This window comes from Salsipaludibacter albus, assembly GCF_019798055.1.
GTDB lineage: Bacteria > Actinomycetota > Nitriliruptoria > Nitriliruptorales > Nitriliruptoraceae > Salsipaludibacter > Salsipaludibacter albus.
This window is the reverse complement of the sequence record NZ_JAHOPH010000009.1, coordinates 1-13,371: the sequence shown is the minus strand read 5'-3', so window position 1 is coordinate 13,371 and position 13,371 is coordinate 1. Positions and strand designations below refer to the sequence as shown.

At 73.0% G+C, this 13,371-nt stretch carries 10 protein-coding genes and 1 pseudogene; 6 read left to right on the top strand and 5 right to left on the bottom strand.

The annotated features are described in order from the left end of the window. Positions 1 to 24: 24 nt before the first annotated feature. Positions 25 to 2,433 (top strand): xanthine dehydrogenase molybdopterin binding subunit, encoded by a 2,409-nt coding sequence (gene xdhB / locus KR546_RS07245; RefSeq protein WP_238444036.1) that lies wholly within the window; start codon positions 25 to 27, stop codon positions 2,431 to 2,433. On the opposite strand, the gene KR546_RS07240 is transcribed toward xdhB, so the two are convergent. Together KR546_RS07240 and cbiB are read right to left on the bottom strand one after the other, a co-directional pair. Continuing rightward, complete coding sequence (locus KR546_RS07240; protein ID WP_238444035.1) at positions 2,426 to 3,415, bottom strand: aminotransferase class I/II-fold pyridoxal phosphate-dependent enzyme; 990 nt, start codon at positions 3,413 to 3,415, stop codon at positions 2,426 to 2,428. The two genes, xdhB and KR546_RS07240, sit on opposite strands and share 8 nt — an antisense overlap. Then, complete coding sequence (cbiB, locus tag KR546_RS07235) at positions 3,412 to 4,374, bottom strand: adenosylcobinamide-phosphate synthase CbiB (RefSeq protein ID WP_238444034.1); 963 nt, start codon at positions 4,372 to 4,374, stop codon at positions 3,412 to 3,414. Before cbiB ends, KR546_RS07240 begins: the two co-directional genes overlap by 4 nt. An 80-nt stretch (positions 4,375 to 4,454) precedes the next feature. Here cbiB and KR546_RS07230 point away from each other — a divergent pair, with 80 nt between their 5' ends. The 5 genes from KR546_RS07230 (at position 4,455) to KR546_RS07210 (ending at position 10,145) form a co-directional block, all read left to right on the top strand. After that, positions 4,455 to 4,946, top strand: coding sequence for a GNAT family N-acetyltransferase (locus KR546_RS07230; protein ID WP_238444033.1), 492 nt, complete (start codon positions 4,455 to 4,457; stop codon positions 4,944 to 4,946). Continuing rightward, the gene (locus KR546_RS07225) at positions 4,946 to 7,333 is read left to right on the top strand and encodes a glycoside hydrolase family 31 protein (protein WP_238444032.1); all 2,388 of its coding nucleotides are present in this window, start codon (positions 4,946 to 4,948) and stop codon (positions 7,331 to 7,333) included. Before KR546_RS07230 ends, KR546_RS07225 begins: the two co-directional genes overlap by 1 nt. Positions 7,334 to 7,419: 86 nt before the next feature. Beyond that, positions 7,420 to 7,830: a VOC family protein gene (locus KR546_RS07220; RefSeq protein WP_238444031.1), complete on the top strand. Its 411-nt coding sequence runs from the start codon at positions 7,420 to 7,422 to the stop codon at positions 7,828 to 7,830. 22 nt (positions 7,831 to 7,852) lie between these two features. Beyond that, positions 7,853 to 8,383, top strand: coding sequence for a histidine phosphatase family protein (locus KR546_RS07215; protein ID WP_238444030.1), 531 nt, complete (start codon positions 7,853 to 7,855; stop codon positions 8,381 to 8,383). A 460-nt stretch (positions 8,384 to 8,843) separates the two neighbouring features. Beyond that, complete coding sequence (locus tag KR546_RS07210; protein ID WP_238444029.1) at positions 8,844 to 10,145, top strand: sugar phosphate isomerase/epimerase family protein; 1,302 nt, start codon at positions 8,844 to 8,846, stop codon at positions 10,143 to 10,145. A 91-nt stretch (positions 10,146 to 10,236) separates the two neighbouring features. On the opposite strand, the gene KR546_RS07205 is transcribed toward KR546_RS07210, so the two are convergent. The 3 genes and pseudogenes from KR546_RS07205 to KR546_RS07195 form a co-directional block, all read right to left on the bottom strand. Beyond that, positions 10,237 to 10,953, bottom strand: a complete 717-nt coding sequence (locus KR546_RS07205; protein ID WP_238444028.1) for a response regulator transcription factor — start codon at positions 10,951 to 10,953, stop codon at positions 10,237 to 10,239. Continuing rightward, positions 10,950 to 12,995, bottom strand: a complete 2,046-nt coding sequence (locus tag KR546_RS19625) for a sensor histidine kinase (RefSeq protein WP_238444027.1) — start codon at positions 12,993 to 12,995, stop codon at positions 10,950 to 10,952. Before KR546_RS19625 ends, KR546_RS07205 begins: the two co-directional genes overlap by 4 nt. Positions 12,996 to 13,135: 140 nt before the next feature. Then, positions 13,136 to 13,371 (bottom strand): annotated as a pseudogene (locus KR546_RS07195) (hypothetical protein); the annotation flags it as partial.

Genomic DNA, 13,371 nt, shown 5'->3' with positions numbered 1-13,371 from the left:
ACCCCACCGACCGGGGGACCGACCGTGCACGACAAGGCCGAACCGACACCCGCCGACGACCGAGCGACACCACGCTCCGGGGGCACCGGCTCTCGCCACGATGCCACCGCGCCGGGGGTGCGCACGGTCGGGGCCGGCGACAGCCTGCCCCACGACTCGGCCCACAAGCACGTCACGGGCGCCGCGATCTACACCGACGACGAACGTGCGCTGGACGGCGAGCTCCATCTCGCACCCGTCCTCGCCGACATCGCCCGCGGCACGATCCAGGCGATCGACACGACGACTGCCCGGGCGGTCGAGGGCGTCGTCGGGGTGTGGACCGCGGCGGACGTCCCGGGACGAAACGACACGGCACCGGTCTTCGACGCCGACCCCCTCATGGCCGACGAGCGCGTCAGTTTCTTCGGCCAGGTGGTCGCGGTCGTGGCTGCCGAGGACCTCGACACGGCGCGTCGTGCGGCTCGCCTGGTCGAGGTCGACGCCACGGCCGAGGACCCCAGCCTCGACCTCGCGACGGCCTTCGAACGGGGCGACCACCTCCGGCCGCCCCACCGGCAGGAACGCGGTGACCCCGACGCTGCCCTGTCGTCGGCGGCGCACCGGCTGTCCGGGGAGCTGGTCATGGGTGGCCAGGAGCACTTCTACCTCGAGGGCCAGGTCGCCCGGGCCGTCCCGGGCGAGGACGGGGACCTGTGGCTGTCCTCCTCGACCCAGAACCCGACGGAGATGCAGCACCTGGTCGCGCGGATCCTCGACCGCGACATGAAGTCCATCACGGTCGAGGTCCGTCGCATGGGGGGCGGCTTCGGGGGCAAGGAGACCCAGTCCGCCCAGGCGGCGTGCCTGGCCGCACTGGTGGCCGACGCCACGGGACGACCCGCGCGGATGCGCCTGCGACGCCACGACGACATGGTCACCACCGGCAAGCGCCACGACTTCCTCGGCCGGTGGGAGGTCGGCTTCGACGACGACGGCCGCATCACCGCGCTGGTCACCGACCTGGTCGGCAACGCCGGGCACTCCGTGGACCTGTCGGAGGGCGTGGTCGACCGTGCGATGTTCCACGTCGACAACTGCTACTTCCTGCCGGCCGCGCGGGTCAGCGGCCACACCGTCGCCACCAACACCGTGTCGAACACGGCCTTCCGGGGCTTCGGCGGACCGCAGGGGATGCTGGTCGGCGAGTCCGTCATCGAGGCGATCGCCCGCCACCGTGGCCTCGACCCCCTGGAGGTGCGACGGCGCAACTTCTACGCACCCGTGGACCGCGGCGACGGTCGCGACACGACCCACTACGGCCAGCAGGTCACCGACAACATCATCGCTGGCCTGGTCGAGGAGGTGGCGACCTCCGCGGACTACGACGCGCGACGGGACGAGATCGCCGCATCCAACGCTCAGTCGACGGTGCTGCGTCGTGGCATCGCGCTCACGCCAGTCAAGTTCGGGATCGCCTTCACGGTGCGCCACCTCAACCAGGCCGGCGCGCTGGTGCACGTCTACAAGGACGGCTCGATCCACCTCAACCACGGCGGCACCGAGATGGGCCAGGGCCTGTTCGTCAAGGTCGCCCAGGTGGTCGCCAGCGAGCTGGGCGTGGACGTGGCGCGGGTGCGGGTGTCGTCGGCGCGGACCGACAAGGTGCCCAACACCTCCCCCACCGCTGCCTCTGCGGGCACCGACCTCAACGGCATGGCTGCCCAGTTCGCGGCGCGAGAGATCCGCGGGGCCATCACGACCTGGCTCGCCGATCGCGACGACGTCGATCCGGACGACGTGGTGTTCGCCGACGACCAGGTCACCGTCGGCGAGCGGACCCTGCCCTTCGCCACCGTCGCCCACGAGGCCTACATGGCGCGGGTCCCGCTGTCGTCGACCGGGCACTACGCCACGCCCGACATCCACTACGACCGCGAGACCGGCTCGGGCCACCCCTTCTTCTACTACGCCTACGGCGCCGCGGTCAGCGAGGTCGTGGTGGACACGCTCACCGGCGAGATGAAGGTGGTCGCCGCCGACCTGCTGCACGACGTCGGCCGCTCCATCAACCCCGCCATCGACCTGGGCCAGGTCGAGGGCGGGTTCGTCCAGGGCGTCGGGTGGCTGACCACCGAGCAACTGCACTGGGCCGACGACGGCCGCCCCACCGTCACCGGGCCGTCGACGTACAAGATCCCGGCGATCGGGGACCCGCCCGAGCACTTCGAGGTCCGGCTGGTGCCGGACTCGGTCAACCTCGCCGACGTGGTCTACCGGTCGAAGGCAGTGGGCGAGCCACCCCTGATGCTGGCCATCAGCGTGTGGTGTGCGATCAAGGACGCGATCGCGAGCCTCGCCGACGGTGCGGTCGACCCGCCGCTGGCCGCACCCGCCACGCCCGAGGCGATCCTCGCCGCCTGCGACGCCGTGCGCGCCGACGGGGTCAACTGACGGCGTCCAGCGCGGCCAGCAGGTCCTCGACGGCCGGCGGTGGCTGGGCGGACAGGCGCACGTGTGCCGGGCGACCGAACGAGCTCGCGTCGCGCACGCGGATGCCCCGGGTGCGCAGGGCCGGCGTGACGGTCCCCGCGTCTCCCACCTCCGCCAGCAGCCAGTTGGCCGACGTGGACACGGTGGTGATCCCGCGATCGTCCAGGCCGTCGCGGAGGTCGTCCCGCCAGCGCCACAGGACCTCTCGTGTCCACGCCACCCAGTCCCGGGCCTCCGGCGACACCACCGCGTGCAGGAAGGCCACGCCGACCGCGGACACGATCCACGACGGCGCGGCGTGGAGCGTGGGCACGTCCTCGTCGAGCTCGAGCCAGCCGGCCCGCACCCCGGTGGTCCCGTGGGACTTGTTCGGCGCCCACAGGTGCCAGGCGTCGTCGGGCAGTCGCGGCGCGTCGCGGGCCAGCGGCCAGTAGGCCAGGTCCAGCACGAGACGGCACTCGACCTGTCGCGCGAGGCGGGCGGTCTCGGCCAGCCAGTCGGCCCCGGGGACCTCGCCGTCAGGATTGTTGGGTACGCACAGGAAGGCCACGTCGGCCTGTCCGAGCGCGTCGCGGAACGCGCCTGCCGAGTCCGCGACGACGACGTCGACCCCGGCGACCTCGGCCGCGTGGCGGTACTCGCCGAAGGTCGACGCCCGCACCAGGACACGTCGACGCGGACCGGGGAGGGCGACCCGCGCCACGACGCGATGGATCAACTCGGACGCACCCGCACCGACCACGATGCGCGACGGGTCCCGGCCACGCTGCGAGGCGATGGCCGTGCGGACGGCCGTGTAGGCCGGGTCCGGGTAGCCACGCACGTCCGCGGCCGCAACGGCACGCCGAGCGACCGGGCTGGGACCCAGGGCGTTCGCGTTGGTCGAGAAGTCCCATCGGACGGGCGGCCCGCCGTCCGCACCTCCGTGCACCACCCCGGTCACGTCCACCTCCGCAGCTGGCGGATGCCCACCCGCAGGACCACGGCCAGCACGGCCGCGACCTCCGCTGCGCGCGCGACCGCGTCCGCCACCCGGGCGACGTCGTCACCGCCGGGGGCCCGTCCGCCGGGGTTGAGGTCGTACATCCCCGGCTTGCCCAGTCGCAGGTCCCGGTCGACGGCGACGGCCGCCATGGGCCATCCGGCGTTGGGGGACGGGGTCAGCCGCGCCTGCTGTCGCACCTGCCGACGCCCGTCACCGTCCAGCATCGTCGGAGGTGCCAGCAGCACGGCGGCCAGGCGGGCCGGCACGAGGTTGCACAGGTCGTCGAGTCGCGCGGCGGCCTTGCCCCACCACTCCCACGGAGGACCGCGGTACCCCCACGACGCGTCGGCCGTGTTGACCAGCCGGTAGGCCGTCGCGCCGGGCAGGCCCGCCACGGCCCAGGCCAGCAGCGGGCCGACGACCGAGTCACCGGTGTTCTCGGCCAGCGACTCGATGGTCGCCGCACGCAGGGCGTCGACGTCCAGGTGCGCGGGGTCACGACTGACCAGGGACGTCACGGCGGACCGGCCGGCCGCCGGACCGTCCCCCAGTGCTGCTTCGACCCGACGACCCTCGGACCGGAGCATGGCGTCGGCGAGGAGCGTCGACAGCAGCGCCCCCTCCACGGGCAGGGCGAGGCCGATGGGCAGGCGACCCACGGCCCGATCCACCACCCGCGCTGCCACCGTCACGACCAGCAGGCACCCGACCAGGGCGCCCGCCCCTGCCGCCGTCGCCGCGAGGGGCGACGTCGCCCGGTCCCGCGACCGCGCCGCTCGAGCGAGCAGCCGGCCCATCCCGACCACCGGGTGCAGCACGGGTGGCTCGCCCAGCGTCCGGTCGACCAGCAGGGCGACCAGTGGCACCGCTGCGGTGGCGGCCGGCGCCCGCGCACGCCCCTGCATCGTCTGCTCCACGTCGACCACCTGCGTCCTGCCGCGAGGCTAGAACTGGCCCTCGGCCGCCGCCGTCGACGACGGACCTACACTTCGCGACCATGACGACGATCCGCACCGCCGGCCCCGACGACGCCGCGACGATCCTGGCGTTCATCCACGCGCTGGCCGTCTACGAGCGCGAACCCGACGCCGTGGAGGCGACCGAGGCGTCCCTGCGGGCCCAGCTCGCCGCGGACCACCCACCGTTCCACTGCCTGGTCGCGTCCGTCCCGGGCGAGGACGGCAACCGTGACGTCGGGATGGCGCTGTGGTTCCCCACCTACTCGACCTGGACCGGGACTCCCGGCATCCACCTCGAGGACCTGTTCGTCGAGCCGGACGCCCGTGGCAGCGGGGTCGGGCTGGCCCTGCTCACGGCGTTGGCGGACGAGGTGGTCGCCCGTGGATGGGGGCGGCTGGAGTGGGCCGTGCTGGACTGGAACCAGCCGGCGATCGACTTCTACGACCGGATCGGTGCGGCACCGCTGTCGGAGTGGACGACGTGGCGCCTGGCCGGCGACGACCTGCACGCCCTGGCGACGAGGACCTGATGACCGACCACCGCCGCATCCCCACCCGCCCGGTCGCGGACCCGGCCAACGTCGTGACCACCGAGCACGGGCGGATCACGGTGCTGGCCGACGGCCTGGTCCGCCTGGAGTGGGACCCCTCCGGCACCTTCGAGGACCGTGCCTCCCAACTCGTGCTCCACCGCGACATGGCACCGGTCGAGCACCGCGTCGTGGACGGTCCGGACCGGCTCGAGGTCATCACCGACCGCTTCCACCTCACCTGGGACCGCCAGGCGTTCTGGTCGGGCGGGGTGTCGGTGCGAGCCCGCGGCGGCGTGAGCAACTACCACAGCACGTGGCGTCCCGGCGCGGACCTGACCAACCTCGGCGGCACCGTGCGCACCCTCGACGAGGTCGACGGCCGCACCCCCCTGGACGCCGGCCTCCTGTCGCGCGACGGCCTCGCGGTGGTCGACGACTCGCACACGCTCCTGCTGGACGACGACGGGCACCTGCGATCGCGCCGACCCGACACCACGGACCTGTACGTGTTCGTGTTCGGCCGTGACTACGGGGCCGCACTCGACGCGTTCCACGCCGTGTCCGGCCCGCAGCCGTTGGTCCCCCGCTGGGTGCTGGGCAACTGGTGGAGTCGCTACCACCCGTACTCCGAGCAGTCCTACCTCGCCCTGCTCGATCGCTTCGCCGCCGACGGCCTGCCCTTCAGTGTCGGCATCCTGGACATGGACTGGCACCTGGTCGACGACGTCCCGGCGCACCTCGGCAGTGGCTGGACCGGCTACACGTGGAACCGCGCCCTGTTCCCCGACCCGCCGGCCTTCCTGGCCGAACTGCACGAGCGTGGCCTGCACGTCGGCCTCAACGTCCACCCCGCCGACGGCGTCCGCGCCCACGAGGACGTCTACGAGGCGATGGCCAACCGGGTGGGGATCGACCCGTCGTCCGAGCTCCCGGTCGCCTTCGACCCCACCGACCCGGAGTTCCTGGCCGCCTACTTCGAGGAGGTCCACCACGGGCTGGAGGCCGACGGCGTCGACTTCTGGTGGCTGGACTGGCAGCAGGGCGAGGCCTCGTCCATGCCGGGGCTGGACCCACTGTGGGTGCTCAACCACCACCACTGGCTGGACTCGGGTCGCGACGGGGGCCGCGAACTGACCTTCTCGCGCTGGGCCGGGCTGGGCAGCCACCGCTACCCGGTCGGCTTCTCGGGCGACACGGTCGTGAGCTGGGAGTCGCTGGACTTCCAACCCGAGTTCACCGCCACGGCCGCCAACGTCGGCTACGGCTGGTGGAGCCACGACATCGGGGGCCACTTCGGCGGGGTGCGCGACGACGAGCTGGCGACCCGCTGGGTCCAGCTCGGCGTGTTCTCGCCGATCATGCGGCTGCACGCGGGTGCCGACGAGTTCAACCGCCGGGCCCCGTGGGACCACGGCATCGCGGCCCGGGTGGTCATGGAGGACTTCCTGCGCCTGCGCCACCGGCTGGTGCCCTACCTGGCCACGATGAACCACCGCACCCACCGCACGGGCCGGTCGCTGGTGACGCCGATGTACCACGACCACCCGTGGGAGGACGAGGCCTACCAGGTCCCCAACCAGTACCGGTTCGGCTCGGAGCTGCTGGTCGCGCCGATCACCCGGCCGGGCCACCCGGTCGCCGGGCTCGGGCGCGCGGCGGCGTGGCTGCCACCCGGGCGCTGGGTCGACCTGTTCACCGGGGTGGTCTACGACGGCGACCGCCGGCTGCTGCTGCACCGTCCGCTCGAGCAGGTCCCCGTCCTGGCCGGCTTCGGCACGATCCTCCCGGTCGTCCCGTCCGATCACGTGGCCAACGACGTGGCGATCCCCGAGGCCCTGGAACTGGTGGTGGTCCCCGGAGCCGACGCCAGCTTCACGCTGGTCGAGGACCGCGACGACGACCTGGCCGTCGAGACCGAGCTGACGTGGGACCAGGCGGCGGCGACCCTCCGCATCGCGGCACCCATCGGTGCCGTCGAGCTGCTGCCCGAGGAACGCGACGTGTCGGTGGTGCTCGCAGGTGGCTGCACGGTGGAGGACGCCCGCGCCACGGTCGGCGACGACACGAGCGCGGTCGAGGTCACCGCGCCACGGGACCCGGTCACGGGGGCGGTCCGCCTGCGGCTCGGACGGGTGCCCCGTGGCGCCACGGTCGAGGTCGTGCTGACCGGGCGGCTCGTGCCCACCACCCACGATCCGCAGCGTCGGTGCTTCGACCTGCTGGACCGCGCCATGATGGACCGTCCACGCAAGAACCGGGCGCTGACGCGGATCCGGTCCAGCGCGACCCCGGCCGACGCGGTGCTGCAGTTGCGGGCCGTGGACCTCCCCGAGGTCGTCTTCGACGCGCTGGCCGAGGTGCTCCTGGCGAGCGCGACGGACTGACCGGCCGGGAGACGGGGGCCGTCGGGCCGTCGCTGCCGGGGACGGGCTGTCTAGGGTGGTCGGCGTCCTCGACACGGAGCACACGCATGGAACTCGGCGCCTTCTCGATCTCGCTGGCGGTGACGGACCTGGAGGCATCCCGTGCCTTCTACGAGACCCTCGGGTTCGTCGTGGTCGGTGGCGACGCCGACCAGGGCTGGCAGATCCTGCGCAACGGCGAGGCGATGCTGGGCCTGTTCGCGGGCATGTTCGACGACAACGTGCTGACGTTCAATCCCCGCATGGGCCAGGACATGCAGCCCCGACCCGACGGCGACGACGTGCGCGACATCCACGACGCCGTGGTCGAGGCCGGCATCCAGCCCGAGTACGGCGCCCCCGGCATGGACGCGCCGGAGGAGCCGCTGGCCGGTGGCCACGGCAGCGCGGGGCACTTCATGGTGCGCGACCCGGACGGCAACCTCGTCCTCGTGGACCAGTTCGAGCTGCCGGGCTGAGCAGGACGAACCAGGACCGATGATGGCCATCACGATCGAGCTCCGTCGCCACACCGACAACGACGGCGACGCACTGACGGACGACGGCGTCGCCGCGGCCCTCGCCCTGGGCCGCTCGCACGTCGGCGAGGACTGGACCCTGGTGGTCTCCACCGGGGCCCAGCGTGCCACCCAGACCGCGGCCAACGTGCTCGCGGCGGCAGGGTCGTCGGTCGCGGACGGTGTGCTCGTCGAGCCCGGACTGCGCTCGGCCGACGAGGAACGGTGGCGGGCCGCCTACCGACGCGCCGGCTCGGGGGAGCTCGACGCGCTCCGCACGGCCGATCCCGCGTTCGTCGACGCCGAGGTGGTCACCCTCGGCGCTGCGCTGGGGCGGGTGGCGGACCGCCTCCCGGAGGGCGGACGGGCCCTGGTCATCGGTCACAGCCCGACCAACGAGGCTGCCGTCCTGGGGCTGACCGGCACGACGCTCGCCCCCCTGTCGACGGGCGCCGGGGCGATCCTGGTGCGCGCCGACGGCGACTGGGCGGTCACCCCGGTCGATGCCGCCTGACGATCGTCCAGGTCGCCATCGACCCGACGCAACCCCCTGTTGACGGGGGTTCCGTCGATGCTCGAAAAAAGGTGTTGACATCGCAGGACGAACGTGGTGTAGTTCGCACGAGCGGGGATCGTCGCACGACCGATGGGTGCAGCCAGGGACGTTCGAACCCTCCCCGCCCGTGGAACCGACACACGTCGAGCCCACGCCGCGCCGTGTCGGAGGACCGACCATGCACGGCCTGACCGTCCCCGTTCTGCGCCCGTCCGGCGTCCTTGCCGGCGCGCGCATCCTCGTACCCAGGAACGTTGGGCGTGCCATGCCGTCGTTGGAGGTCGCGTCGTCCGTCGGCGTGTCTCCGGTCACCCCCGTCACGGCGCTCCGGAGCCGGTCTCCCGACCGGCCCCCGGCGCGGTGGATCCCACCGGTCCCAGGACCACGGGCCCACCCCTCCCACTGACAGGAGGCGTCCATGGACGCACGCACCACCAACCTCAGCCGCAGGCGGTTCCTCGGCATGGCCGCCGGTGCCGCCGCCGCGACCTGCCTGCCGTTCGGCAACGTCACGGCCTTCGCGGCCCCGAAGAACGGTGGCAACGGCCGCCTGGTCGTGCCCGGAAAGATGGGCACGATCACCTACACCCAGCGCGACGTGCCCGGTCGCATCGGCATCGCCGCGGCCGCCAGCCTGGGCGTGTCGCCCACCATGGGCTACCTGGGCGGTCCCGACTTCCCCAACGACCCCGACGACCTCGGCGACCTGGTCCCGCTCCCGGGTGGCTGGCACGAGCTGTTGGAGTACCTCGCCAACCTCGGCTACAAGCAGATCGAGTTCGCCGGCTACGGCCAGAATGCCGCCAACCCCGGCGGGGCCGCTCCCAATCCGGCACCGGGAGGGGTGACGACCCCCGAGTCACGGGCCGCCTACCTCGCCTACGCCCACGTGCTCCGCGGCTTCCTCGACGAGTTCGACCTCGAGGCCATCGGCAACCACGGGTTCATCCCCAACACCTGGCCCGGGCCCGGCAGCGCGAACGGAGCGATGTCGGAGAACGACTACAACCGCTACCAGACCGAGCTCGAGTTCGCGGCGATCCTCGGCACGCCGTTCATGGGCACGGGCAACGACCCGACCAGTGCCAACAACCGCAACGTCGAGGCATGGGACCTCGCGGGCGAGAAGTGGCAGGCCCTCAACGAGCTTTCGCTGCAGTGGGGCATCCACCTGTACCCGCACAACCACTCGCCGGCCTACAACTTCCTGCAGGACGGCCCGATGGTCGAGGTGACCGAGCACCGCACCACCGGGGAGCCCATCGCACCGACCATGGTGCGCGCGGAGTCCGGGAAGCGGCTCATGCAGCACTACCTCGACATCACCGACCCGGACCTGTGCCTGGCCGAGCTGGACATCTACTGGGCCCACGTCGCGCAGCACCAGCACCGCTGGCGCTACGACGAGAACGGCAACCGCGTCGAGGACATCTTCGACCCGCTGGCCCAGGTCGCGACGCAGACGCATCGCTACCCGCTGTTCCACGCCAAGGACGGCGCGGAGACCGGCCAGGAACCGGGGGTCGGCAACGGCTACGGCATCGTGCCGTTCGGGACCGGTGACATCGGGTTCCAGAACTTCTTCAAGAACATGGGCGCGAAGGGGTCCCACAACCCCAACTACGAGCAGGACAACGCACCCGGCGGTGGGTCAGACCCCGGCCGGTCGCTGCGCCACTCGGCGATCAGCGCCGGCAACATGACCGCCCTGCGCGGCTGACGCAGGTCTCGGCAGCTGCCCCTGTCCGCCACGGCGGGCAGGGGCAGCGTCGTGCCGCACCGTGGTCCGTACGCCAGGCACGGACCGCCCGTCACCGCTCGGCGGCGTCGTCCCCCGCCAGGGGACGCGCCCGTCCCTGGTCGTGCATGAACGTCAGGACGGCCGCGACCCGCCGGTGCACGTGGGGTTCGTCGGACAGGCCCAGCTTGAGGAACAACGACGTCGAGTACTTCTCGACCGAGGACTCCGACAGGCCGAGCCGGTCCGCGATGGCCGCATTGGTCCGGCCCTGCGCCATCTGCTCGAGGACCTGGCGCTCCCGGTCGGTCAGGTCCCGCAGCGGGGACGACACGCGCCGTGCCGTCTGCGACACCATCGCCCCGACGACATCCGGATCGATCCACGACCCGCCCCGGGCGACGGTCCGCACGGCCGCGACCAGCTGCGCCGGGTCACCGACCTGCTCCTTGAGCAGGTAGGCACGACCCGCGGTGCCGTCGCGCAGCAGTTCCATCGCGTAGGCGGCCTCGGCGTACTGCGACAGCACCACCACGCCCACGTCGGGGTGGGCGGCCCGGATCCGGTGGGCGGCCTCGATGCCCTCGGTGTGGTGGTCGGGGGGCATGCGGATGTCGGTGACGACCACGTCGGGCAGCTCACGCTCGACGACGTGTTCCAGCTCGACGGCCGTGCCCACGGCGGCCACCACCTCGATGCCCTCGGCCTGGTCGAGCGCGCGACGCGTGCCCTCGCGGACGAGGTAGTGGTCCTCGGCCACGACGATCCGCAACGGCCCGTCCACGGTCACGACCTCCCCACGGGGAGCACGGCGGTCACCGTGGTCCCCCGGTCGGGGCCGCCGACGACCTGGAACTCTCCGCCGAGCGCGGTCACCCGCTCGGCGAGGTTGGACAGTCCGTTGCCGCCGAACCGACCGTCCCTGTCCGGTCCGGCTCCGACCCCGAATCCCCGCCCGTCGTCGTGGACCGTGATGTGCAGCGAGTCGCCGGCTCGTGACAGGGTCACGTCGACACAGGACGCCTCGGCGTGCTTGAGGCTGTTGGCCAGGGCCTCGGCCACGGTGAAGTAGCCAGCCCCCTCGACCTCCTCGGAGGCACGCAGCGAGCGCAGCCGTGGGTCGGCCCGGAGCGTGACCGGGACCGGATTGCGTGCGGCCAGGGACTCCACCGCCGCCAACAGCCCGCGGTCACTGAGCAGGCTCGGGTGGATGCCTGCGGCGAGCTCGCGCAGGTCCTTGAGGACCCGGCGCAGGCCGACCTGGAGGTCCGCGAGGTCGGTCGCGGCCGCGGCCGGGTCGTGGTCGAGGTCACGGCCGACCTGGCCGGCCTGGCTGATCAGGGCGACCAGCTCCTGCTGGACGCCGTCGTGGATGTTGCGCTCGATCCGTCGGCGCTCCACCTCCTGCGCGCGGACCAGCCGGGTCCGGGACGCGGCGAGCCGGTCGGCCTGGCGGGCCAGCTCGGCGGTGAGGCGCACGTTGCGGACCGCCAGCGCCGCCTGGCGGGCGAGCGTCTCGACGACCAGCCGATCGTCGTCGGTCAGGTCGCCGTCGCGCCGCGGACCACACTCGACGGTCCCGAGGTGCTCCCCCTCCAGCTCGATCGGCACGGCCAGCACGGGAGGCGTCGGCGGGGGTGCATCGTGCGAGCTGGCCGGCGCGGCAGGACCGTCCAGGTGCACCCGCGCCCACGTGAGGCCGAGCCCGTCCTCCAGGGTGGCGGCCATGCGTGGGAGCAGGGTCTGCAGGTCGTAGGTCTCGGCCAACGTCGCGCCCAGCCGGGCGATGACCTGCGTCGGGTCACCCCGCGATCCGAACACCCACCGGTCGGCCACCACCTCCAGCCGGGCCCGCGCCGGTTGGAACAGCAGTGTCGCCACCACCGTCAGCAGGATCGCCCAGCCGATCGACAGCCGTCGACCCGCAGCGAAGCCCACCGCGGCGGCCGCAGCCGAGTAGGCCCCCGCGATCGCGACCCAGAGCAGGCCGTACACCAGGGAACGCCGCAGGACCCGGTCGACGTCGATCCCCTCCGGCCGCAACAGGGCGATCGCGACCGCGATGCCGCTCATCGCGGGCAGGCCGATCGTGACGAGGCTCACGAGGAGGGGCGCGCCGTCGCGGACGACGAGGTTGAGCGCCACGGCGAGCAGGCTGACCAGGACGGGGACGAGGAGCCACCGCGCCTGGCGTCGCCGGGCGTCGTCGAGCCGCCGGTACCGGAGCCCGAGCAGGATCCACGCGACGAACGAGAACGAGTCGAGCCACGCGCCGAGGTCGCCCGCCGCCACCGGGTCCAGCGCGACCGGGAGCACGTGGTAGGGGTTGTCGGCGGGCGGGATGTCGACGTACCACGGCACGGACACGACCGGCGTGGACATCGCCAGCAGCATGGGGACCGCGAACAGCGCCCACGACGCCCGTGGCACCCAGCGCTCCAACCGGTTGGTCGGACGTCCGTCCGGGAACAGCACGAACAGGTGCATCGCCGCGACGGCGGTCAGGGCCCACGACAGCCCACCGAGCAGGTCGCACGTGGCGATGGCTGCGTCGGCGGCACCGAGGGCGTCCAGCGCCGACAGGGCGACGTCGAACAGTTGGATGAGGGCCGTCCCGCCTGCCAGCACGCCGAACCACGAAGACAACGCCAACTCGGGTCGACGAAGCCGGACCACGGTCGCCGCGGCCAGGCCCGTCGTGGTCGACGCGATCCAGAAGACCTCGCCCCAAGCCCCCGTGGCGACGACCAGCCCGCACTCCACGACCGTGGCGAGCCAGCCCAGGCCGAGGACGACGTCCGGCGGCCAGCCGCCGGCTCGCGTGGTGGGCACGGGCGACAGACCGGCCGCCGGCCGATCATCGGCGCGTCCCCGTCCCCGTCCCATCGTCGTCCCATCCTTGCAGATCGGACGTCCGCGCGCGATGGGGCGGCCCACCGACCCGGGTGGGGCTGGCCGGAACGCCTGGTCGGTCAGGCGAGGTCGTCGAGGTCCTCGCGAGCGGTGACGGCGGCCTGCTCGGCCTCGGTCGCGCGCCGGGATGCCGCGTCGGCCTCCTCGTCAGCCCGCTCCGCGGTCTCGCGTGCCTTCGTGGCGTGGTCGGTGGCCCGGGAGGCCTGGGACGCCAGCTCGTCCGCCAGGGTCCGGGCCTGGCGAGCGGCGCGGGCCTGGGTGTCGGCGCGCGCACGCGCCGCCTCCACCTCGCGGA